This window comes from Pandoraea sp. ISTKB, from assembly GCF_001721285.1.
Classification (GTDB): Bacteria; Pseudomonadota; Gammaproteobacteria; order Burkholderiales; family Burkholderiaceae; genus Pandoraea; species Pandoraea capi.
The window spans coordinates 179704-202064 of the sequence record NZ_MAOS01000061.1 but is presented as its reverse complement, the minus strand read 5'-3'; the positions used below and the strand labels follow the sequence as shown (position 1 = coordinate 202064).

The window sequence follows — 22361 nt, the reverse complement described above, 5'->3', positions numbered from 1 at the left end:
GTCCGGTGGTGTCCTGCAAGACTCGCCGACGCACGATAGCCTGATAAAGCCTTGATAAAGCCCCGACAAAGCCCGGGCGACAGGCAACAGAGAGCCTCAGAGAGCGAGCGGATGAGCCAGACGATTTCCCCCACCCCGAATGCCACGACCGGCGCGCCTGCCGGCGCGAGCGGTTGCCCCTTCCACCAGACGTCGGCATCGACGGCGCAGACAGCCCCGAATGGCTGCCCGGTGAGCGCCCGCGCGGCTGACTTCGATCCGTTCGAGGACGGCTATCAGCAAGATCCGCCGGAATACGTGCGCTGGGCACGTGAGCAGGAGCCGGTGTTCTACAGCCCGAAGCTGGGCTACTGGGTCGTTACGCGCTACGACGACATCAAGGCGATCTTCCGTGACAACCTGACCTTCAGCCCGTCGATCGCGCTCGAGAAGATCACACCGACCGGGCCGGAAGCCAACGCCGTGCTCGCCTCATACGGCTTCGCGCTGAACCGCACGCTGGTCAACGAAGACGAGCCCGCGCACATGCCGCGCCGCCGCGTGCTGATGGAGCCGTTCACGCCGGAGCATCTCAAGCATCACGAACCGCTGGTGCGTCAGCTCGCGCGTGAATACGTCGACCGCTTCGTCAACGACGGCCGCGCCGATCTCGTCGACCAGATGCTGTGGGAAGTGCCTCTCACGGTGGCGCTGCACTTTCTCGGCGTGCCCGAAGAAGACATGGACAAGCTGCGCGAGTACTCGATTGCGCACACCGTGAACACGTGGGGACGTCCGAAGCCCGAGGAGCAGGTCGCCGTGGCGCACGCTGTGGGCAACTTCTGGCAACTGGCGGGCAAGATTCTCGACAAGATGCGTCAGAACCCGGACGGCCCGGGCTGGATGCAATACGGGATTCGCAAGCAGAAGGAACACCCGGAAGTCGTGACCGATTCGTACCTCCATTCGATGATGATGGCGGGGATCGTGGCCGCCCACGAAACGACGGCCAACGCGACCGCCAACGCGATGAAGCTGCTGCTCTCGCACCCTGACGTGTGGCGTGAAATCTGTGAAGACCCCTCGCTGATTCCTAACGCGGTGGAAGAATGTCTGCGCCATAACGGCTCGGTCGCGGCGTGGCGGCGCCTGGCGACGAAGGACGTCAACATCGGCGGCATCGACATCGCCGCCGGATCGAAGCTGCTGATCGTGACGTCGTCCGCCAACCATGACGAAGGGCATTTCGCCGACGCCGACCTGTTCGATATCCGCCGGGAGAACGCCAGCGATCAACTGACCTTCGGTTACGGCTCGCATCAGTGCATGGGCAAGAACCTCGCCCGCATGGAGATGCAGATCTTCCTCGAAGAATTCACGCGCCGTCTGCCGCACATGAAGCTCGCGGAGCAGACGTTCACGTATGTGCCGAACACGTCGTTCCGTGGCCCCGAGCACGTCTTCGTCGAGTGGGATCCGGCGCACAATCCGGAGCGTGACGATCCTGCGGTGCTGACGCGTCAGTCGCCGGTGCGTATCGGCGAGCCGTCGGGACACAGCGTCACGCGTCCGGTCGTGGTCGAAGCCGTGACGCCGGTCGCCGAGGGCATCGTCAAGCTGCGCCTCGTCGCGCCGGACGGCCGCGCCATGCCGCGCTGGGCGCCGGGCTCGCACATCGATATCGAATGCGGTGAGACAGGTCTGTCGCGCCAGTACTCGCTTTGCGGCGATCCGGCAGACGCCGGTGCGCTGGAGATTGCCGTGCTGCATGAGCCGGAAGGCCGCGGCGGTTCGAACTGGGTGCACACGCAGGTGAGCGTGGGCGACCGGTTGCGCATTCGTGGCCCACGCAATCACTTCCGTCTGGACGAGACGACGCCGCGCGCGATTTTCGTGGCCGGTGGCATCGGCGTGACGCCGATTGCCGCGATGGCCCGTCGCGCCAGAGCGCTGGGCATCGATTACGAGATTCACTACAGCGGTCGCAGCCGTCGCACGATGGCGTTGATCGACGAGCTTCAGGCGCTGCACGGCGAGCGCCTGCATCTGTGGGTCAAGGACGAAGGACAACGCGCCGACTACGCGAGCCTGCTCGCCACGCCGCAGAACGGCACGCAAGTCTATGCCTGCGGTCCGGTGCGCATGCTCGACGCACTCGCACAGTGCAGCGCGCACTGGCCGGATGACACGCTGCGGGTCGAACACTTCCAGTCGCAGCTCGGCACGCTCGATCCCGAAAAGGAACAGGCGTTCGAAGTCACGCTTAAGGACTCGGGCATTACCGTCATGGTGCCGGCCGATCAGACCTTGCTCACCGCCTTGCGCGCCGCGAACATCGACGTGCAGAGCGATTGCGAAGAAGGGCTGTGCGGCTCGTGCGAAGTGCAGGTGCTGGAGGGCGACGTGGATCACCGCGACGTGGTGCTCACACGCGCCGAGCGCGATGCCAACACGAAGATGATGTCCTGCTGTTCACGTGCCTGCGGCAAGAAGCTGGTGCTGGCGCTGTAAGGGCCACACCTGAAGCAGCGCTGCACGGAAATACGAAGGGGGCGCCACGGCGCCCCCTTCGCTTATGCTTTTCCGACCGGCCCGGTGCCGGTCACGCGCGATCACTCGCGGCCACTCAATTACGTCTTCTTGCCGCGCATCGTGCGGCTGATCTTCGCGCCCATGCCCAACGTCTTCATCAGCGTATCGGGCTTGAGCCGCAGCATTTCGTCGGACCACGTCGTGAGCGTCTCGAGAAAATCGAGCGTGTCGCGCATGCGCCGCTCCGTCTCCTTGCTCTCCGACGACATTTCCGGACTCATCAGCGTGTCTCGCAACATCGTGAGTGTGGGGTCGATCTCGCGCTGCCGGCGCCCTTCCACGATCAGCTTGAACAACTCCCAGATGTCAGTCGACGTCTCGAAATGCTCGCGCCGGTCGCCCATCACGTGGACCGTACGCACCAGTCGCCACGACTGCAATTCCTTGATGCTCGTGCTCACGTTGGAGCGCGCCACCTGAAGCGTATCGGTGATTTCGTCTGCCGGCACAGGACGCCCCGCGAGGTACAGCAGCGCATGAATCTGCGCGACGGTGCGATTGACGCCCCAGCGCGAGCCCATCTCGCCCCAGTGGAGCACGAAGCGTTCGGTGATCGGTGTAAGTTCCATGGTTCGGAATCTATTCATTACGGAAATTTCTGTCAACACCGAAATTTCACTTGACGCGCGTAACACTCACGCTTAATTTCTGTCTTAACAGAAACAACTGAAACAACCCTATTCAGGAGCGCTGTGATGGCAACCCTCGCCCCCATCCCCCGGCTAACGCTGTACGTCGACGGCAACTGCCCCATCTGCATGGCGGAAGTGCGGCAATTGCAGACACGCGACCGTGAGGGAGCGTTGGCCTTCGTGGACATTGCCCGTGCGGAATTCGATCCGGCACCGTTGGGGGTGAGTCTGGATGCGCTCAATACGCTGATGCACGGGTGGACCGCCGAGGGCGAGTGCGTCATCGGCATCGATGCCCTCCTCGCCGCTTACACGCTCACCGGTCGGGGCTGGTTGGTCGCGCCGCTGCGCGTGCGCGCACTGCGCCCTGCGGCTCGCGTGCTGTATCGGACCTTCGCCCGGCACCGCATGCGGGTGTCGCGCTGGCTGCGCGTGCGTCCTTCGGGATTGTCGGGGCTGCCGCCGTCATGCGAAGACGGCGTGTGTGGGGCCAAGATGTTCGGAGAGCGCGGCCAGGAATCCTGAGCGCGCCCGCACGTTCAGTGCGCGTTCTGCGGCTTGCGCAGCATCGTCGACAGCGCAATCAGCGCCAGCAGGGCGAAGCCGCACATGACGCTCACGAGGGGCCGCGGCGAGCCGTCGTTGAGCAGACCGAGCAAGCCGCCCGCCGCAAAGCCGAACCCGTACTGCACGCTGCCGACGAGCGCCGCCGCCGCCCCTGCCCGCGTCGGGTGATTCGCGAGCGCGCCCGCCACCGAGTTCGCCGTGATGATGCCGCGCAGCGACATGAACAGGAACAGCATCACGACCATCAACGGCAACAGCACGAGCCCCAGCCAGACGGCTGCGCACAGCGCCGACGTGACGATCGCACAGCCGATGATCCCCACACGCATCAACCGGTACGCGCCGAGCTGCCCGACGCGACGCGAATTGAACATCGTCATCGCCGCCATACCCACGATATTGATGCCGAACAGCACGCCGAAGAACTGCGGCGACACGTGGAAATACTCCATGTACACCAGCGGTGTGCCCGTGATGTAGGTGAACGACGCGCCGAACACCGCACCGCCCGCCACCATATAACCGACGAAATGGGCGTCGCGTAGCAAATGCCAGTAGGACATCAGAATGGCGCGCGGGCCGCCCGACTGGCGACCGTTCACGTTGCCCGTTTCCGGCAGACGCCACAGCGCCAGCAACGCGCCGACACCGAAGACCGCGAGAATGCCGAAGATCACGCGCCATGTCGTGAAGCGCAGCATCTGCCCGCCGACCAGCGGCGCGACGATCGGTGCGACGCTCATCACAAGCAGCATGATCGAAAAGGCGCGCGCGCTGTTGCGCGGCCCGTAGACGTCACGCACGATGGCCTGCGCGATCACCGGCATGGCGCACCCGCCCAGCGCCTGCACGAAGCGCCACATCATCATGTGATCGATGCTGTCGGCGAACGCACAGCCGATGCTGCCGAAGATGTACAACGCAATGCCGGCGGCCATGGGCTTGCGGCGTCCGAAGCGATCGGCAAGCGGCCCCCAGACCAACTGGCCGAAGGCAAAACCCAGGAAGAAATACGACAGCGTGAGCTGCGTGGCCGCCGCACTCGCGCCCAGCTCATGCCGCATCGTCGGCAGCCCCGGCAGATACATATCCGTGGACGCAGGCGCAATCATCATGAACAAACCGAGAATGCCCAACAGCACACGCTCGGAAGGCAAGGCGGGAGAGAGTTCGGACGTCGAGATCATTTATCGTTCTGATTTTTTGTGCGAATCCCGTCGGCGCCGCGAGAGATTTCGCGAAAACGACGACGCCCGCCATGATAACGCCGGCGGGCGTCGCCCTTTCATACTCGATGGTTATCGCAAACCTAACCGATGCTTATGGCGTGACATGGGATCGGTCGCTCGCGTGACCGTGTCACCGCCTCACCGCCTCACCACATCAATCGTCCACCATCGAAGGCTCAGCTTGCCGTGGCCGCGCGCAGATTGCCGCCGTCGCTGCGTTGCGTACGAGCGATGGCGAGCACACCGATCAGCGAGACACACGCCGGCACGGCCGCCGCGAGGAACAGCGACGACGACGACCATTGCAGATGCATCAGCGCACCGCCGAGCACCGGGCCCAGCACCGATCCGATACGGCCGATGCCGAGGCTCCAGCCAATGCCCGTCGAGCGCAGGGACGTCGGGTAGTAAGTGGCTGCCAGCGCGTTGAGCGCCGGCTGACCGCCGATGATCGAGAAGCCCGCGAAGAAGATCGCGATGAAGACCGCCACCATCGACACCATCACCACCGGATTGCCGATCGCGGCCGTCGCGGCAATCGCGATCAGGAACGTGACGGCCAGCACGCTCGTGAAGCCCACGCGGTCGATCACACGGCCCAGCAGCAGCGTGCCGATCACGCCGCCCGCCCACAGGGCAGTCCCCGCCATCACGGCGACCTGCGTCGAATAGCCGGCGTCGCGAATCACCGTCGGCAGCCAGTTCGACAGGAAGTACATGTCGAGCAGGTTGGCGAAGTTGATGACCCACAGCAGGACTGTCACACGGGCGCGACCGTCCTTGAACAGTTCGATGAAGGGCACGCCCTTGGCTTTTTGTTCGTTGAGCACGAAGTGGGCGTCGGCCGGCACATTCGCCGTCGGTGCAACGCGCAACAGTTGCTTGCGGATACGCGCACGGTCGCTCTTCCTGAACATCAGGAACTGGATCGATTCGGGCAGCGAGATCCACATCAGCACGCCCAGCACCAGCGGAATTGCGCCGCCGATGTAGAACACGGCGCGCCAGCCGAGGCTCGGAATGATCGCCGCAGTAATCAGGCCGCCGACCACACCGCCCAGCGTAAAGCCGCACGACACGATCATCATCAGCGAGACGCGGATGCGGCGCGGGCTGTACTCACCGGCCAGCGCCATCGCGTTGGGCATGATGCAACCCAGCCCCAGACCGGCGACAAAGCGCCAGACGACCAGTTCGGTGATCGTGTTGGCGAATCCCGTGACGATCATGCACACCGAGAAGAACAGCGTCGCGCCGATCAGCACCGGACGACGCCCCAATTTGTCGGCCAGCGCCGAAAACGTAAGCGAACCGACGAGCATGCCGAACAGCCCCGCGCCGAACACCGGCGAAAGCGTTTCCTTGGCAATGCCCCACTCGCGAATCACCACCGGGGCCACGTAACCCATGGCCTGCACGTCGAAACCATCGACCACCAGACACATCGCGCACAACGCGATCACCCACCACTGATAAGCGCCCAGTCGACTGTCGTCGATCAATGCGCCCACATTCACTTCTGCTGCTTTCATGCTGTCTCCAAACGTTCTCGCAACTTCGTGGTATTGCGTCCCGGTCGAGGCGCCGGCTTTCTGACTGCTGATGACTGACGTTGCCTCGCGGGCACCGCGCCGCCCCGTTCGGGCAGCGTGGCATTTCGTGCCGAGGATCGAAGGACAAACGATGCCGTCCACTCGCGCACATAAATTACGCTTTGCGGAAGTTTATCTCTCCCAACGTAAATCAATGCTTGGTGTTAACACTTAGAGGCGGGCCGAATTCTCGTCGGATGCCAAGGTCGGGGCGGAGGAAAGCGTCACGGGACGATGCCGGATGCATCGCCTTGGCAAACGGCACGCGTTTTTGTGGTTTTTCTCCATACGAACGATAGGAGAACGCCCGCCTGATGTATGCAAAGGCTATACGGGGCGGGGAAATGGGCGATCGGCGCGGAAAAAAGCGGCGAATTGTCGCAGATGTGGTTTTTCTACAGATTTTTTTGCCAAAGGTTTACCCGTCTAGGGATTTCCCTGATATAGTTGCACCTGTCTCCTCCACCTCCTCCTGGTGGATTTCACGGCCAGCAACGCGCTGGCCGTTTTTTTGCCTGTCGATATCGTGAGGGCAGATTCGTGGGGAACGAGGCGGATGGGCTAACGGAACGTAATGCGATCGCGCGGGCAGCGATGCAGCGCGCATGAATTCCTGCGCTACACTCGACGCCATGAAAATCGCGCCACTCGCCACCCTGCTTTGTGTTTTGCCGCTCGCCGGCTGCTATGTCGTGCAGTATCCGGGCGGCGCATTGACGCTTTCGCCCACACCCACTGCGCCGCAAGCCATGCGTGCCGCGCCGGGGTCGATCGGTAGCACCGACGTGACAACGGCGCCGATCCCGACGCCTAACGTTGTCGCCGCTCCAGTGCGTGCAACGCCGCCACCGCAGTATCCGAACGGCTCGCCCGTCCCGCCCGACTTCGAGCCGGGCAACGGCTCACCGGTACCCCCGGACTATCGGCCGCAAGCGCAGCCAGCCGCCAATCCGCGCTACCCGAACTATCCGAACGGATCGCCGGTGCCGCCGGATTACGTCCCGCCACCGTCGTCGAGAGCCGTGCCGGGCGGCGCCGCAAGTTCGGCCGCTTATGTAGCAGACCCCGCTTACGCGACCTATCCCGCGTATTCGTCTTATCCCGTTTATCCCGCCTATCCGGCGTACGCGACTTACCCCGTGGCCTACCCGGCTTATCCGGCATACGCACCGGTCTACCCGGCGTTCGCCCCGTCGCCCTGGCTCAGCAACGTGTCGTTTTCCGTGTCGTGGGGGCGCGGTTGGGGCGGATGGGGAGGTCGTTGCTGCCACCGCTGGCGCTGAACCGTCGTCGACAGTTCAGGCAGCGTGGCCAGCGCAATCTCAGTGCGACGTCTGACGTTCCTTCGCGACGCGATCCTCGATGCGGCACTCGATACGTTTTCGAATCTGCGCTGCGGCATCGGACGCGCAATCGGCGTCGATGCTCGAAAATTCGCATCGACCGATGTAATCGCCGTCGCAATACGCATCGACCGCGCCATCGAAGCGCTTGTCGGCACGCGGCGTAATGGCGCCTGCCAGGTCGAATGGGCGCCCCGGCGGCGTATGACTGACGTAGTGCCAGTTGAATTTGAACGAATCTGTCATATGTCCCCTTCTTTCAAACGGCAGCTGTGGACCGGTTCGCCAACGCTGCTTTTTGGAGAAATCGTAACATGTTCATGAATGTCGACTGACGGTCGAAAAAAAAAGCGGCTCGCCAGAGAGGCGAGCCGGACAGTCCGTGGAGGTCGGGGGCACATCAGGACCACGGTGATTTCACTGTAGTCCCGAATCGTTGTCGTTATTCTCGGTAATTTGCCTAATCTGTTGCGTCAGGCCTGCACTGCCATCCCCGGCTCCGGCGACAGATCGTCGGCAGCGACCGCCTTGCCGAACAGCCATCCCTGACCGATCGCGTCCGGATGAATCGCAAGCATGTAGTCGGCCTGCGCTTGCGTTTCCAACCCTTCCACGATGACGTCCACGCCGAGCAGCGTGGCCATCTTGCAGATCTGATCGACGATGGCGCTGCCCACGGTGTCCTTGCCGATCGCCTGCGTGAACATGCGGTCGATCTTCAGTGCATCGACGTTCAGCGTCGACAGATAGGCGAGGTTGGAAAAGCCGGTGCCGAAGTCGTCGATGTGAATCTGATAGCCATCGATGCGCAGCCGGTCCAGCGCTTCGCGCAGTTTCGCCATGCTGTCGGTCGAGCGCTCCGTCACTTCAAGCGCGATCTGCGCGCGCGGCACGCGCAGCGATGCCGCCATGTGGTTCAGATACGTGTGGAAGGTCCGGTCGACGACATCCGTCGCCGCGAGATTGATGCTCAGGTGGAACTCCGGATCCGCCAGCACGCGCCCGTGCATCTCGATCAACGCCTTGCGCGCCACCTGCCGCGTGATCAGCCCGATCAACCCCTGCCGCTCGGCAATCGGGATGAAGATGTCCGGCGAAATCGGGTTGCCCGCACTGTCGTTAAGGCGCGCCAGTGCTTCCACACCGACCATCTTGCCGTCACGCAAACGCACCAGTGGCTGGTAGACAAGGTGGATGCCGCCCGACTCGGCGGCCTGCTGCGTCACCCAGTCGATGGACATGCGGTACCGCCGGCGCGAACGCCACGACATCCCCACCGCGCCACCGGCGACCGCACCCGTCAGCAGCGCGAACAACAGCCCCCAGGGGTTCGCTACCAGTCGCGACGACGCGTAGACAGCCGACACACAGACGTCCACGCTGCTGGAACACATCGAATACTGACGCAGCGAACCGATGTCGAGCCAGCGTGAGGTCTGCCCGAGGGTGATGCGCTGCTGGTCCTCGAACTTGCCCGCGCGCCAGAACTGGAAGCGCATATCGCCTGTCGACGCCACCGACGCGAACCCCGGCGCCGGGGTGCCGAGCCGTGCCGGCAATAACGGCGGGCTGAACACCACGACGTCGCCCATACCGATGGCATTGACCTGTACGCCCGGCGTGACAATGCCGGTCAGCGTGTGCCAGAGCTTCACGCCCGTGCGCGTCTCATGACTCGGCGGCGGCAATTCGGGAGCGGGGTCCAACCTGCCGGCCACGGCGGAACACAACAGGCGCGAGTTATGAACGCGACCGATGTCATGGAAATAAGGGCTGCGCATGGCAACACGGCGCAGAGAGAGGATGTCGGCGTCGGTACAGGGCAGCGCGCCACTGTACATGGCGTCCTGCAACGCGTTGCGACTGGAAATCGACGCGTCGCCCATGAAGCCCATGATGTCCTGCGCATAGTTTCGCAGGCGAAAATCGTCGACACGGGTCTGCGCGACCTGACCCATCAACAGCATGACCAGCATGCCCGCCAGGGCCCCGACAAGCACCGGCAACCAGCGGGTCAGCCTTCTGAGCGTTTGCATGGAGAGTGGCGTCCACGATAGTGCCCCTTGCCGGGGCTTGTCCGCAGTGTAGCGCACTGCCCGGGCGATACATCGGATTGCCAGACAATCGTGTGCTGCGCCGCGCGCCACGGGGATTGTTGAGTGGGACGATAGGGGGTCGGCACTCGGTTACCTTGCCGACTCCCGCATTCTCGATACGACATCGGACCTCGCCATGACACTCAAATTTCGCAATCCGGCGAACGCTGACGTCATCGAGATATCGTATCTGTCCTGCATCGCGGCCTTCTTCCTCGGCCCGCTCTACCTGCTGGCGTATGGCTTCACGTGGCACGCGCTGCTGTGGACGCTGCTCGCCATCGGCCCGGCGCTGCTCTGGAAAGAGTCGCTACTGGCGCTTTCGCTGCCCGCGACGTGCCTGCTTTACGCGGTCATGATCCATCCGCTGCTCATCGGCCGGTTGCGTGCGAACGGCTGGGAGCCGACAGACGGCGATGCCCTGCCGGGTCCGCGTCAGCGCGGCTATCACTGACTCGCATCGTGGACGCCCGCATTCCCGGCGGCGTCTGCGGGCATCATCGCAATGAAGCGATCGAGCGCCGCCGAACCGTGATCGGCGCGATACGCCAGACTGATGGGCGCTAACGGCACCTCTCCCGCCGGGGCTTCGATCGGCCAGAACCCCATGCCGGGCGTGCGGATCTGACTCACCGACGCCGGGACCAGCGACACCCCGAAGCCCGCCGCGACCATCGGGACGATGGACGTGATCTGTGGCGCCTCCTGCCCCAATTTCGGGCGAAACCCCGCTGCCTCACATGCCGCAATCGTACGGTCGTACAACGCCGGACTGATGTCGCGCGGCAGCAGGATGAACTCGTCCTGCGCGAGTGCGGCGAGCGGCACTCGCTCACGCCCGCTCATCGGATGCCCCAGCGGCAACACCAGCACCATCGGCTCGTCGACCACACGCACACTCACAATTCCGTCGGGCACCTCGAACGGCGTGCGGATAAAAGCGGCATCGACGGCGTCGTCCAGCAGCGCGCTCAGCAAACTCGCGGTGTTGCTCTGCTGCGGATGCAGTTGCACCTCGGGATAACGCGCCCGGAAGTCGCGAATCCACGCCGGAATCCGCGGCTCGAAATACGTCGCACCGGCAAAGCCGATACGGATCTGGCCCGCTTCGCCGCGTGAAATCTGCTGCATGCGCCGTTTGGTCCGCGCCACGCGCTCGAGAATTTGCTGTGCCTCGGGCAGAAATGCCTCACCGAGCTCCGTAAGCACGACATCGCGCGGCAAGCGCACGAACAACGGGCCGCCCAGTTCCGCTTCCAACTGCCGGATCTGCAAGCTCAGCGGAGGCTGCTGAATCCCGACTCGCGCCGCCGCCCGCGTGAAATGACGCTCCTGCGCGACAGCAATGAAATATTGCAGATGCCGCAATTCCATAACCACTCCCCGGTCAGCCCGATGCCGTCGGGCTTTTCCCAATCAATACATAAAAAGTATGCAAATTGCTTGTTCAATATATTGGAAATGTGACCGATGGGTCAATACACTTCGAGTCAAGCGCAAACCGGCTCCCCCAAAGCGGTCGCGCCGAGAATTCAAGAGATTCGAAAAAGAGACTTAGAGAAGAGACACGAGGAGCCTCACGATGTTTGAAGATCGCATCCGCCTGGCGTCGCTACGCGACCGGGTGATGAGCGCAGACGACGCTGCCAAGCTCGTTGGCGACGGCATGGTGGTCGGCATGAGCGGATTTACCCGCGCCGGCGACGCCAAGGACATGCCGATCGCTCTGGCCCGACGGGCGAAAGCCAACCCGATGAAAATCACCCTGATCACCGGGGCATCGCTGGGGCACGACTCGGACAAGACCCTCACGGAAGCTGGCGTACTGGCCAAACGTCTGCCGTTCCAGGTCGACACCACGTTGCGCAGCGCGATCAATCGCGGCGAAGTGATGTTCGTCGATCAGCACCTTTCCGAGACCGTCGAATTCCTGCGCACCGGCCAGTTCGGCAAGCTGGATGTCGCAGTGATCGAGGCTGTCGCCATTACGGAAGACGGCGGACTCGTGCCGAGTTCGTCGGTCGGCAACTCGGCGAGCTTCGCGATCCTCGCGGAGAAGGTGATCGTGGAGATCAACCTCGCGCAGCCGCTCGCGTTCGAGGGCATGCACGACATCTGGATTCCGGGTCAGCGCCCGCACCGTGCGCCGCTGCCCATCGTCGACGTGCGTGACCGCGTTGGCACGAACGTGGTGAAGATTGCGCCAGAGAAGATCGCGGCCATCGTCATCACCGATACGCCGGACAGCGCCTCCAATGCGCTGCCGCCCGACGCCGACACGCAGCGCATCGCCGGCCATCTCATCGAATTCTTCCAGCACGAGGTCTCGCGCGGACGTCTGCCCCGCACGCTGCCCGCGATCCAGTCGGGCATCGGCACGATCGCCAACGCCGTGCTCACCGGCTTCATCGATTCGCCGTTCGAAGACCTGACGATGTACTCGGAAGTGCTTCAGGACTCGACGTTCGATCTGATGGACGCCGGCAAGATGGTGTTCGCCTCGGGCTCGTCGATCACGGTGTCGCAGGCGGTTCAGGACCGCGTGTTCAAGCATCTGGAGCGTTACCGCGACAAGCTGGTGCTGCGCCCGCAGGAGGTCAGCAACCACCCGGAGGTCATCCGTCGTCTGGGTCTGATCGCCCTGAACACCGCGCTCGAAGTGGATATCTACGGCAACGTGAATTCGACGCATGTCGGCGGCACGCACATGATGAACGGCATCGGCGGCTCCGGTGACTTCGCCCGCAATGCCCGCATGGCCATCTTCGCGACGAAGTCCATCGCCAAGGAGGGCAAGATTTCGAGCATCGTGCCGATGGTGCCGCACGTCGACCATAACGAGCACGACGTCGACATCATCGTGACCGAACAAGGGCTGGCCGATCTGCGCACGCTGGCGCCGCGCGAGCGTGTGAATCTTGTCATCGACAACTGCGCGCATCCGAGCTACCGCGACGTGCTGCGCGAGTATTACCGCGACGCGCAGCGCTACGGCGGCCAGACGCCTCACGCGCTGGAGCACGCCTTCGATCTGCACGTCAACCTGCGCGAGCGTGGCTCGATGCTGGCAGGCAAGTAATCGGAGCAACGGGGACGTCGGGAACGACGGAAGCGATCGAGACGATCGGATGAAGCCAACGGCTGACACAGCCGGGTGACATCACCGACATCGGTGCCGGACGCCATCGCCGGGGGGCGGGCGGCCGGACACCGGTTGGCCGGCATCGGCGCAGTCCACAAGACTCGCCGGTGCCGAGAAGAACGTGAGACGCATGCGGTCTCATGGGCCGGACGCTGGTGAGAGCGTTCCGGCATTCACGGCTCGCCGGCACCCGCGGGCGAGCCGTTTTTTACGGTCCGGCAGCACGTCTCAACGACAGCCGCCACCGTACGGACCCTGTGCCATCACGCGATCATTCGCGACGCCTGAGCGGTCGTGCCGTCGATCCGGAAGATCGACACCAGTTCGCGAAGCCCGCTCGATTGGGCCGCCATCGACTGGGCCGCCGCCGAGGCTTCTTCCACCAACGCCGCATTCTGCTGCGTGACGGTATCCATCTGCATCACGGCCTGATTGACCTGCTCGATGCCTGTGCGCTGCTCAGTCGACGCCGCCGCGATTTCCGCCATCAGATCGGTGACGCGTTTCACGGCGTGGACCACTTCGTCCATCGTGCCGCCGGCTTCGGCCACCAGCTTCGTGCCGTCGCTGACTTGCCGCGTCGAGGCGTCGATCAACTCCTTGATCTCCTTCGCGGCATTCGCACTGCGCTGCGCGAGCGTCCGCACTTCGCCTGCAACGACAGCGAAACCACGTCCCTGCTCCCCTGCGCGCGCCGCCTCGACCGCCGCGTTGAGCGCCAGGATGTTGGTCTGGAAGGCGATGCCTTCGATCACGCTCGTGATGTCGGCCACGCGTGCGGAGCCGTCCGAGATCCCGCGCATCGTCTCGACGACCTGACGCACCACTTCGCCGCCACGCTGGGCGATTTGCGACGCATTCGAGGCCAGTACATTGCCCTGCTCGGCGTTGTCCGCGTTCTGCTTGACGGTGGTCGTAAGCTCTTCCATGCTCGCGGCCGTTTCCTCCAGCGAAGCGGCCTGCTGCTCGGTGCGCGACGACAGATCGGTGTTGCCCGCCGCGATCTGTGCCGAGCCGGTGGCGATGCTTTCACTGGTATTGCGCACCTGCCCCACGACCTGCGCGAGCTTGGTGTTCATGTCGCGCAGCGAGCCGAGCAATTGGGCGAGTTCGTCCTGTCCCTGTACGACGATACGCGAGCTGAGATCGCCGCGCGCGACCGTCTGCGCAATTTCCACGCAGCGACCGATAGGCACCGTGATCGAGCGCGTAATCAGCCAGGCGATGAGCGTTGCCACGGCCAGCGCCAGCAGAATCAGGACGATCGTGGCGATGAACGCTGCGTGATAGCTGCTGGCGGCCGCTTCAGTCGCCCGCGCGGCGCCTGCACGATTGACTTCCACATGGGCTCTCAGCTTCTCGGCGAGCACCGCGAACGGCTTGGTCGCCTCGGCCATGGCGACGGAACGTGCCAGCACCTTCGAGTCGCTGTCGCCCTTTTCCAGCTCGGCGACGCGGTTGTCCACGGCCAGATAGGTGGTCCAGGCGTCACGCACGGCCTCATAGGCCACACGATCCTCGTCCGACGCGATCATGCCCTTGTAGGCGTCCAGCGTCTTGTTCATGCTGTCGATGGCCGCCTGACGTTTGGCCGTCTCGTCCGAGTGCGTCGTCTCGTCGGTGGACAGCAGCAGCGCGAGCGTAGCGCGACGTGTGGCGTTGGCTGCCGCCTGCGCCGTGCCGAGCGTTTGCACGCTGGGCAGCCAGTTATCGGCGAGGTCGCGCGTACCGCCGTAGATGCGCGACGCCTGGAAGACAGCCATGCCGCCCACGATGCACAACAGAATCAACGTGATGGCGAACCCGACGCTCAACCGTGTGCCGATTTTGAGACTACCCAAGAACTTCATGCCCACTCCATATGCGACAAAACGATAACAATCGCATGCCATAACGGGTGAGCATTCGACAATCTTGAGCCAATAACCCCTTGATTCTCACGCAATGACTTTCGAAACATTTCAAAAGACCGAAAATCAATTGCATATCGATAGTTTTACGATGCCCGTTTCTCCTGACAAACTAACGATCAATAAATATCCATTAACATATATTTAATAATCTATCGATTGAAATACCAGATTACCGACTCGCACCATCGATCGGCGTCGGATGCACCGTATCGAGATCGATGTCGTCGATGCAACGCACGTTCACCGCTGCCATCTTCGTGCCGTCGGGCATCTGACCGAACGCAAACGCTTCGACACCGCAATTCGGACAGAACTGGTGACGAATCACATGCTTGTTGAAAAGGTATTCCCGCGCCTTCCCATCGCCTGCCGTTTGAGAGAATTCCGCGACAGGCGTAAATGCGAGAATCAATCCGCGCTTTTTGCAGATGGAACAATTGCACGTAATTGTTTTGGACAAATCAATATTTGCAGTGAAGCGCAAATCACCGCAATGACATCCGCCCGAATATTGCTGATTCGCCATGACGTCTCTCCTCCAGATGATGGAATGATCGCCAGCGGAAAATGACGTCGCAATGCGGACGATCCCGACGTGGACTGCGCATCGGAATTGCCGCGTTCATGCGAGATGGGGAAAAGCGCCGCCGGCGTGCGGTCTATTGTGCGACAGAATCCGGCGGGCGGGCAGCGACCGGCACCAGCGCCGGTCGTGTCGAACGAGGGAGGTGAGTCTGCGAAGTTGACTCAGCGCATCAAGACGCTCAGTGACTCAGCGCGCCAGGGCGCTCAGGCCGCGAGTGCCGGCTCGTCGCGACGCGGCGGGCGGCCGCCGTGCTGCGTGTGCATGACCGTCACACCATGACGGCTGTGCTCGCGCAACTGGAATAGCGCCACCGTCTCGGCCAGATTGCGCGCCTGCTCGCTGAGCATGGCGGAGGCGGCGGCCGATTCTTCCACCAGCGCGGCGTTCTGCTGCGTCGACTGATCCATCTCGGCCACGCTGCGGTCGATCTGGCTGATGCCGGTGCTCTGCTCCATCATGGCCGTATGAATCTCGCTGATCAGACGCCGCACGCGTGCGATGCCGTCGACGATTTCACCCATCGTGTCGCCCGCCGCCTGCACGCGTTGCGTGCCGCTCTTGACGTTCTGCACCGAGGCTTCGATAAGCGTCTTGATTTCCTGCGCGGCGGCGGCACTACGTTGCGCCAGCGTACGCACCTCCCCGGCCACGACTGCGAAACCACGCCCCTGCTCGCCCGCGCGAGCGGCTTCCACGGCCGCGTTGAGCGCGAGGATGTTCGTCTGGAACGCAATGCCGTCGATCACGCCGATGATTTCGGTAATGCGCTCCGACGACTTCGCAATCTGGCTCATCGTCGTGACGGCCCCCGTGACGACGTCGCCGCCACGCGCTGCGGCGTCGCTCGCATCGTTGGCCAGACGCGTGGCATGCTCGGCCGCCTCGGCCGTCTGCTTGACGCTCGCCGTCAGTTCGGTGAGCGCCGCCGACGTCTCCTGCAGCGTGCCGGCCGATGCCTCGGTGCGCTGCGACAGATCGCGGTTGCCCATCTCGATCTCGCTCGTCGCCGAGGTCATGCCGTGAACGCCCGAGCGCACGTCGACCATGACCGTGCTGATCTTGTCGACGAACGCGTTGAACGACTTCGATATCTGCGCGACTTCGTCGTGCCCGATGACATCGAGGCGACGCGTCAGATCGCCGCCGCCCGAACCGATGGTGTCCATGGCGTCGCGCACTTGCGACAGACGACGGAAGGCCTGCGACGTGAAGAAGCTTGCGATGCCGATGGCGCACAACGTGAGCACGATCAGCGAGATGAGCGTGCCGCTCAGCACGCGCGACAGCCCGGTGGTGGCTTCCGCCTTGTCGAGGGCGACGACGAACAGCCAGTCGGTGCCCGGCACCGGCTGCGCCTTGACCAGCTTTGCCGCACCGCCGAGTTCGACTTCCGTGGGGTTGGCGGCGTGCTCCATCTTGCCCAGCGCGTCGGGCGTGAGTGCGGCTGCGAGATCGCTCGACTGCTTGAGCATGAGCTTTTCGTCCGGATGCGCGATCACGAGACCGTCGCGCGAGACCACGAAGGCGAGGCTCGACGGCGTGGGGTGCACGGCCTTGACGACGTCCTGCACCGCGTCGAGCGGGACTGCGCCGCTCACCGCACCGAGCGTCTGACCGTCACGCAGAATCGGTGCGGCGAACGACACGTAGAGCTTGCCCGAGGCAATGTCGGCGTAAGGCTTGACGACCGTGAGCTTGCCGGCAGACGTGGCGCCCTTGTACCAGGGGCGTGCGGTCGGGTCGTAATCGGGCGGCGTGGGGCCGCTGGAGAAATACGACTTGTCGCTCCAGCCAATGCTGGAAATCGGGAAGCCGTTGGTCGCGCCAAGCAGCTTCGTGAGGGCCACGCCCTGCTCGCCCTTTTCGACGGCGGCGGCGCTGCCCACGACCGACTGGCCCTTGGCGGCGGCCCAGCGTTCCACGGCCAGCGTGTTGCCACTGGCGACGGCGTCGAGCGTGTCGGAGATGGTGGACATCATGCTGTTGCGCACGATGACGTAAGTGGTAATGCCGGAGAGGATCAGTGCACCAATGACGGTGGCACACGCGATCAGAATGATGCGTGTTCTAAGCGAAGATACTGTCATGCTGTCGAGGCAGGCCTGCGGCTAGGGGGATCGAAAGACAGAAGACCGGCACCCAGGCTACCGGCTCCACGAGGTGGGAGAATCCACCTAAGACGTTACGGCCGGCGGAGGGAAAACTTTAGGTGTTAACCCGAAATAGCGTCCGAACGTGCCATCCGAAATCGCTACGGATAGCAAAACATATGGTGTGCAAAGGGATATGCCGGGAAGGCAAGGGAATGCGGTAGATGAGAAGTCCACCGGCACAGCGCAATGCCATGCCATGCCATGCCAGCAGACATGTCCGTCAGTCGTTCGCCGCCGCTTCGGCTTCGGTCTGCTCGATGGCCTGAACGATGATGCGCAGCGTCGCGTCGAGATGCGCCTGCGTGTGCTTGCGGGCTGCTGCAACGTCGCGCGTGCGGTACTCGTCGAGCATGGTCTCGTGCTCACGATTGCTCACGTCCACGTGCACGGGCCGCATGTAGAGCGACAAGGCGATGTAAGGCCCGGACGCATCGCGCAATGTCTTGATCAGATGCGCGAGACGGGAGTTGTCCTGCGACGCCCACAGCGCCGCGTGAAACGCCTGATTCAGTTCGGTCCACTTGACGACGTCCGTCGTCGCCAGCATCTCGGCATGCAGCGCTTGCGCGTGCGCGATATCTTCCTCGCGCATCGTCGCCATCGCCTGCTCGGCCATCATCGGCTCCAGCGTCATGCGCAAGCGGTAGATCTCGTTGACGTCGTCGATCGTGAGACCGCGCACCACGGCACCGCGATGCACATCGAAAAACACCAGCCCTTCGGAGACCAGCGTGCGCAAGGCTTCGCGCACGGGCGTCGTCGACATGTCGAGACGGCGCGCGAGATCGTCCTGACGCAACCGGTCCCCCGCCTTCAGACGACCTTGCAGAATCTCGGTGCGCAAGGTCTCGATGGCATATTGATACGCGGTGAGTCGGCGGCGGCCCGAAGTGGCAGACGAGCCGACGGCGCCGGATGCGGAGGACGTGCTTTTCAAAGGAAGGCCGTGTGAGGATTTATCGACGCGTGAGTTTACTCCAATTTGCCAGCGCCTCTCCAAGGTCACCAGCCGCCGTGCCCGAGGCCAGAAGCGCCGTCACGAGCAGTCGCGTCTTCAGCGGCGACAACCAGCCCGACAGATGGGCGCCACGTCGCGCGAGATCGATTTCCGAACCGACGTAGCCGTACGTTTGCGACGCCGTCGAGCCGCTTGCCGCACGACTGGCGATCACCACCGGCACCCGCGACGTCAGCGTGCCGATGCGCTGCGCGAAGCCGAACGAGACGTGCCCCGCCCCCTGTGCGGCAACCACGAGCGCCTCGTAACCGCCCTCGACCGCCATCTCCGCCAGTTCGCCGTCATCGCCGAGGACGGCCGTCACCAGCGCGACTTTCGGCCACGCCCGCACGGGTCGGGGCAACGGCTGCGCGCGCATGGCGGCGCCATGAAAATACGTGGGACGCCCTTCGACGAGGCGCGCCGCGACACCCCCGTCGAGCGACGCGAACGCCTGCACGGCAAGCGCATCGCTCTTGCTGACCCAGCGTGCGTAATGCACCGTGTCGTTCATCACCACGAGTACGCCGCGACCGGCACTGTCCGGATGACAGGCCGTACGCACCGCCGCCAGCAAGTTGGCAGGACCGTCGGCACCGGCCGCCTGCGGCGCGCGCATCGCCCCGGTCACGATCAGCGGTGCCGGTGACTTCCAGAACAGATCCAGCAGAAAGGCCGTCTCCTCCAGCGTATCGGTGCCCTGCGTGAGCACGACACCGCTCGCCCCCGCCTCGATCTCCTGCTCGGCCCACGCCAGCGCCGCCATCAGATCGTCGTAGCCCAGCGAGGCACTCGGCAACTGACGCAACGATGTCGTGCGGATGACCGCCACCTCGGCCAGGCCCGGTACCGAGCGGGCGAGTTGCGTGGCATCGAGCGTCGGGACGACACCACCGGCCGCATCGGAGGGCGTCATGCTGATCGTGCCGCCGAGCGAGGCGACGGCGACCGTCGGAAGCGAAGCAGGGATTGTGGGCATGGCAGGCGTGGCGGGCGTGGAAGACGAGTCGATCATGGCAGAGGGATCAGGTGAGTGGAGGTGATTTTAATTTCGGTTGCTATGCATTGTGCATTATATATAATCGACAATCGTTTGCGAAGGGCATTGTGCGCTTCGCGGCGCTCCCCCAGAGAAAACCCATATCAGGAGATGTCATGCAACCAACCACTGTGGGCCATCCGGCCGCCGGGGCGACCCGATACCGGTTCGCGGTATTCGCACTCATTGTCGTGATCGCCCTCGTGAACTACATCGACCGGGGCGCGATTTCGTACTCGGCCGCCCAGATCACGGCGGAATACGGCTTCGATCGGGCGGGATGGGGGGCCGTGCTCGGCTATTTCGGCTACGGCTATATGTTCGGCGCACTGTTCGGCGGTGCGCTGGCCGACCGGCTCGGCGCAAAGAAGGTATGGGTGATCGCCGGTATCGCGTGGTCGGCCTTTGCCATCGCGATGATCTGGGCGGGCGACATCGGCGTGGCGGTCTTCGGCGGCTCGGCGCTCACGGGCTTCGCCACGATTCGCGTGCTGTTCGGCTTCGCCGAAGGACCGGCGTACTCCATCATCAACAAGACGATGTCGGCGTGGGCGTCGCCGTCCGAGCGCGGTTTCGCGGTGTCGATCGGGCTGCTGAGCACGCCGCTGGGCGCGCTGCTCACGGCCCCGGTGGCGGTTGGTCTGCTGCTGCTCACCGATAGCTGGCGCACGATGTATGTGGTGCTCGGCGTGGCCGGCTTCGTGCTGATCGCACTGTTTGCCCGCGTCTACACGAATCGTCCGGAAGACAATCCCCGCGTGAATGCGGCCGAGGTCGCGCTGATTCAGGCGGGACGCCCGGCGCAGCCGTCGTCGTCCGCTGCTGCGGCCAGCGAAATGCCGTGGTGGAGCTTCTTCAAGAGCAAGACGCTGGTGTTCAACTCGATCGGGTATTTCGCGTTCATCTACGTCAACTTCATGTTGCTGACCTGGACACCGAAGTACCTCGCGGACGAGTTCCATTTCACGCTGTCGTCGCTGTGGTACATCGGCATGATTCCGTGGACGGGGGCGTGCGTGACGGTGCTGCTCGGCGGGCGCATCTCCGACTGGCTGTACCGCAAGACCGGCAAACTGGTGATCGCGCGCAGCTGGTTCGCCGCCGCGTCGCTGACGTGCACGACGCTGTGTTTCCTGCTGGTGTCGCAAGCGCAGAGCGTGTGGGCCGTGATCGCCCTGATGACGCTGGGCAATGCGCTCAATGCGCTGCCGAACTCGGTGTACTGGGCCGTCGTGATCGACACGGCGCCGTCGCGGGTGGGTACGTTCAGCGGCCTGATGCACTTCATCGCGAACATTGCATCCGTGCTCGCACCGACCCTGGCGGGCATTCTGTCGGCGAAGTACGGCTACTCGTCAATGTTCATCGCCACGGCGGTCGCGACGGCAATCGGCGTCTTCGCGATGTTGCAGGTGAAACCCGGCGTCGGACCGAAGCTCGGACGCCCTGACGGTAAGACAGTGGCGGTCTGACAGCTATCGTGGGGCGCGAGTCCCGGACAATGCCGGTGGCAGGATCGAATGCCGCCGGCATTTCACCCATGAATACGCTAGACGCCTCGCGCTTCGAGCGTCAACCAATCGAAGACTTCCTTGACCGCCGGCGAGCGCAGTTCTCCGGCGACGCGGGAGATCCACCATGTGCGGCCTTCGAGGCTCGGATAACCGTCGAGCCGACACAGACGCCCTTGTCGCAGCGCCTCATCGGCCAGCAATCGTGAAATGCATGCGATGCCCCGGCCCCGTAGCGCCGCGTCGAGCAGCAAGCGCTCGTCGTCGTAGATCGTATGCTTGCGAAACGACGCCAGCCGCTCCCGAAACAGCGATGCCGTGTCGTCGCGCGTGAAGCTCTCTTCGAGACAGAGCAACGATGTCGCCTGCGCATGCGCTGACAGCGGCACGCGCGTCAGGCGATCCGCCAACGTCGCCTCGGCCACGATCACCCACTCGTCTTGCAGCCATGGCGTCTGCGTCAACCCGGTTTGCTGAAGCGGACGGTCGCTGATGGCGATATCAATGTCCATCTCGTCGATGAAACGCGCCGATTCGTCCGTCGACAGCATCGGGCATAGCGATGGAATACGGGCCAGCAGATCGTCGAGACGCGGGCTCAGCCAGCCGTGCAACACCTGCGCCGGTCCCACGATGACTACCAGTCCGGGGTCCAGATACGTGGCAATGCGCCCCAGCCCGCTGCGCAACGTATCCACCGAGCGCTGCACGCTACGCTGCAACACCTCCCCCGCCACCGTCAACTCGACACCACGCCCCACGCGCCGGAACAACGGCTGCCCGATCTCCTCCTCCAGTTGCTGCACCTGATGACTGATCGCCGACTGGCTGACGTGCAATTCGTCCGCCGCACGCGAGAAATTGCCGTGGCGCGCCGCCGCTTCGAAACCCATGAGCAATTTCAGGGAGGGAATTCGCTGACGATGCATCGCACGCCCCGAGATATGAGAAAAGTTGATCGATAATAGCAAAACATCTCGTTTTAATTTA

The 22361-nt window shown here is 63.6% G+C and carries 18 protein-coding genes; 6 read left to right on the top strand and 12 right to left on the bottom strand.

The window, feature by feature from the left end:
• Nucleotides 1–111: 111 nt before the first annotated feature.
• Complete coding sequence (locus tag A9762_RS22620; protein WP_069344221.1) at nucleotides 112–2490, top strand: cytochrome P450/oxidoreductase; 2379 nt, start codon at nucleotides 112–114, stop codon at nucleotides 2488–2490.
• A 119-nt stretch (nucleotides 2491–2609) separates the two neighbouring features.
• On the opposite strand, the gene A9762_RS22615 is transcribed toward A9762_RS22620, so the two are convergent.
• Nucleotides 2610–3140 carry a GbsR/MarR family transcriptional regulator gene (locus A9762_RS22615; protein WP_069344220.1) on the bottom strand — a complete coding sequence of 177 codons (531 nt, stop codon included), beginning with the start codon at nucleotides 3138–3140 and terminating at the stop codon, nucleotides 2610–2612.
• Nucleotides 3141–3266: 126 nt separating this feature from the next.
• On the opposite strand from A9762_RS22615, the gene A9762_RS22610 reads away from it, so the two are divergent.
• Nucleotides 3267–3728: a thiol-disulfide oxidoreductase DCC family protein gene (locus tag A9762_RS22610; protein ID WP_069344219.1), complete on the top strand. Its 462-nt coding sequence runs from the start codon at nucleotides 3267–3269 to the stop codon at nucleotides 3726–3728.
• 14 nt (nucleotides 3729–3742) lie between these two features.
• On the opposite strand, the gene A9762_RS22605 is transcribed toward A9762_RS22610, so the two are convergent.
• Together A9762_RS22605 and A9762_RS22600 are read right to left on the bottom strand one after the other, a co-directional pair.
• On the bottom strand, nucleotides 3743–4957 hold the full coding sequence (locus A9762_RS22605; RefSeq protein WP_083254200.1) for a multidrug effflux MFS transporter: 1215 nt from the start codon (nucleotides 4955–4957) through the stop codon (nucleotides 3743–3745).
• Between the two features lie 218 nt (nucleotides 4958–5175).
• Nucleotides 5176–6531, bottom strand: coding sequence for an MFS transporter (locus A9762_RS22600; RefSeq protein WP_069344218.1), 1356 nt, complete (start codon nucleotides 6529–6531; stop codon nucleotides 5176–5178).
• A 665-nt stretch (nucleotides 6532–7196) separates the two neighbouring features.
• On the opposite strand from A9762_RS22600, the gene A9762_RS22595 reads away from it, so the two are divergent.
• Entirely contained in the window at nucleotides 7197–7874 is a 678-nt protein-coding gene (locus A9762_RS22595; RefSeq protein WP_139133349.1) for a hypothetical protein, read from the top strand.
• Nucleotides 7875–7913: 39 nt separating this feature from the next.
• On the opposite strand, the gene A9762_RS22590 is transcribed toward A9762_RS22595, so the two are convergent.
• On the bottom strand, nucleotides 7914–8180 hold the full coding sequence (locus A9762_RS22590) for a hypothetical protein (protein WP_069344216.1): 267 nt from the start codon (nucleotides 8178–8180) through the stop codon (nucleotides 7914–7916).
• A gap of 227 nt (nucleotides 8181–8407) precedes the next feature.
• Entirely contained in the window at nucleotides 8408–9970 is a 1563-nt protein-coding gene (locus A9762_RS22585) for an EAL domain-containing protein (RefSeq protein ID WP_083254199.1), read from the bottom strand.
• A gap of 196 nt (nucleotides 9971–10166) precedes the next feature.
• Here A9762_RS22585 and A9762_RS22580 point away from each other — a divergent pair, with 196 nt between their 5' ends.
• Nucleotides 10167–10484 carry a hypothetical protein gene (locus A9762_RS22580; protein ID WP_069344214.1) on the top strand — a complete coding sequence of 106 codons (318 nt, stop codon included), beginning with the start codon at nucleotides 10167–10169 and terminating at the stop codon, nucleotides 10482–10484.
• Here the strand turns inward: A9762_RS22580 and A9762_RS22575 are convergent.
• Nucleotides 10478–11404: a LysR family transcriptional regulator gene (locus A9762_RS22575; protein ID WP_069344213.1), complete on the bottom strand. Its 927-nt coding sequence runs from the start codon at nucleotides 11402–11404 to the stop codon at nucleotides 10478–10480. The two genes, A9762_RS22580 and A9762_RS22575, sit on opposite strands and share 7 nt — an antisense overlap.
• A gap of 208 nt (nucleotides 11405–11612) precedes the next feature.
• Between A9762_RS22575 and A9762_RS22570 the strand changes: the two genes are divergently transcribed.
• The gene (locus A9762_RS22570; RefSeq protein ID WP_069344212.1) at nucleotides 11613–13109 is read left to right on the top strand and encodes an acetyl-CoA hydrolase/transferase family protein; all 1497 of its coding nucleotides are present in this window, start codon (nucleotides 11613–11615) and stop codon (nucleotides 13107–13109) included.
• A gap of 326 nt (nucleotides 13110–13435) precedes the next feature.
• Here A9762_RS22570 and A9762_RS22565 read toward each other — a convergent pair whose 3' ends face one another.
• The 5 genes from A9762_RS22565 to A9762_RS22545 all read right to left on the bottom strand — a co-directional run bounded on the left by A9762_RS22565 (nucleotide 13436) and on the right by A9762_RS22545 (nucleotide 19800).
• A complete protein-coding gene (locus tag A9762_RS22565; protein WP_069344211.1) occupies nucleotides 13436–15022 on the bottom strand; it encodes a methyl-accepting chemotaxis protein in 1587 nt (528 codons plus the stop codon).
• 232 nt (nucleotides 15023–15254) lie between these two features.
• Entirely contained in the window at nucleotides 15255–15611 is a 357-nt protein-coding gene (locus tag A9762_RS22560; protein ID WP_069344210.1) for a GFA family protein, read from the bottom strand.
• 263 nt (nucleotides 15612–15874) lie between these two features.
• Nucleotides 15875–17758, bottom strand: a complete 1884-nt coding sequence (locus tag A9762_RS22555) for a methyl-accepting chemotaxis protein (protein ID WP_083254198.1) — start codon at nucleotides 17756–17758, stop codon at nucleotides 15875–15877.
• Between the two features lie 286 nt (nucleotides 17759–18044).
• Nucleotides 18045–18761, bottom strand: coding sequence for a GntR family transcriptional regulator (locus A9762_RS22550; protein WP_139133348.1), 717 nt, complete (start codon nucleotides 18759–18761; stop codon nucleotides 18045–18047).
• A 19-nt stretch (nucleotides 18762–18780) separates the two neighbouring features.
• Nucleotides 18781–19800: an asparaginase gene (locus A9762_RS22545; RefSeq protein WP_069344256.1), complete on the bottom strand. Its 1020-nt coding sequence runs from the start codon at nucleotides 19798–19800 to the stop codon at nucleotides 18781–18783.
• A 176-nt stretch (nucleotides 19801–19976) separates the two neighbouring features.
• Between A9762_RS22545 and A9762_RS22540 the strand changes: the two genes are divergently transcribed.
• On the top strand, nucleotides 19977–21332 hold the full coding sequence (locus A9762_RS22540) for an MFS transporter (protein WP_069344209.1): 1356 nt from the start codon (nucleotides 19977–19979) through the stop codon (nucleotides 21330–21332).
• A gap of 77 nt (nucleotides 21333–21409) precedes the next feature.
• Here the strand turns inward: A9762_RS22540 and A9762_RS22535 are convergent, their stop codons facing one another.
• Complete coding sequence (locus A9762_RS22535) at nucleotides 21410–22264, bottom strand: LysR family transcriptional regulator (protein ID WP_240493675.1); 855 nt, start codon at nucleotides 22262–22264, stop codon at nucleotides 21410–21412.
• Nucleotides 22265–22361 lie beyond the last annotated feature (97 nt).

What these genes read in the sequence shown, in the direction of transcription:
- A9762_RS22580 (WP_069344214.1), top strand. Translation starts at nt 10,167, where the DNA reads ATGACACTCAAATTTCGCAATCCGGCGAACGCTGACGTCATCGAGATA.
- A9762_RS22545 (WP_069344256.1), bottom strand. Translation starts at nt 19,800, where the DNA reads ATGCCCACAATCCCTGCTTCGCTTCCGACGGTCGCCGTCGCCTCGCTC.
- A9762_RS22610 (WP_069344219.1), top strand. Translation starts at nt 3,267, where the DNA reads ATGGCAACCCTCGCCCCCATCCCCCGGCTAACGCTGTACGTCGACGGC.
- A9762_RS22565 (WP_069344211.1), bottom strand. Translation starts at nt 15,022, where the DNA reads ATGAAGTTCTTGGGTAGTCTCAAAATCGGCACACGGTTGAGCGTCGGG.
- A9762_RS22555 (WP_083254198.1), bottom strand. Translation starts at nt 17,758, where the DNA reads ATGACAGTATCTTCGCTTAGAACACGCATCATTCTGATCGCGTGTGCC.
- A9762_RS22600 (WP_069344218.1), bottom strand. Translation starts at nt 6,531, where the DNA reads ATGAAAGCAGCAGAAGTGAATGTGGGCGCATTGATCGACGACAGTCGA.
- A9762_RS22575 (WP_069344213.1), bottom strand. Translation starts at nt 11,404, where the DNA reads ATGGAATTGCGGCATCTGCAATATTTCATTGCTGTCGCGCAGGAGCGT.
- A9762_RS22535 (WP_240493675.1), bottom strand. Translation starts at nt 22,264, where the DNA reads ATGGGTTTCGAAGCGGCGGCGCGCCACGGCAATTTCTCGCGTGCGGCG.
- A9762_RS22615 (WP_069344220.1), bottom strand. Translation starts at nt 3,140, where the DNA reads ATGGAACTTACACCGATCACCGAACGCTTCGTGCTCCACTGGGGCGAG.
- A9762_RS22605 (WP_083254200.1), bottom strand. Translation starts at nt 4,957, where the DNA reads ATGATCTCGACGTCCGAACTCTCTCCCGCCTTGCCTTCCGAGCGTGTG.
- A9762_RS22560 (WP_069344210.1), bottom strand. Translation starts at nt 15,611, where the DNA reads ATGGCGAATCAGCAATATTCGGGCGGATGTCATTGCGGTGATTTGCGC.
- A9762_RS22540 (WP_069344209.1), top strand. Translation starts at nt 19,977, where the DNA reads ATGCAACCAACCACTGTGGGCCATCCGGCCGCCGGGGCGACCCGATAC.
- A9762_RS22590 (WP_069344216.1), bottom strand. Translation starts at nt 8,180, where the DNA reads ATGACAGATTCGTTCAAATTCAACTGGCACTACGTCAGTCATACGCCG.
- A9762_RS22585 (WP_083254199.1), bottom strand. Translation starts at nt 9,970, where the DNA reads ATGCAAACGCTCAGAAGGCTGACCCGCTGGTTGCCGGTGCTTGTCGGG.
- A9762_RS22620 (WP_069344221.1), top strand. Translation starts at nt 112, where the DNA reads ATGAGCCAGACGATTTCCCCCACCCCGAATGCCACGACCGGCGCGCCT.
- A9762_RS22570 (WP_069344212.1), top strand. Translation starts at nt 11,613, where the DNA reads ATGTTTGAAGATCGCATCCGCCTGGCGTCGCTACGCGACCGGGTGATG.
- A9762_RS22595 (WP_139133349.1), top strand. Translation starts at nt 7,197, where the DNA reads ATGAATTCCTGCGCTACACTCGACGCCATGAAAATCGCGCCACTCGCC.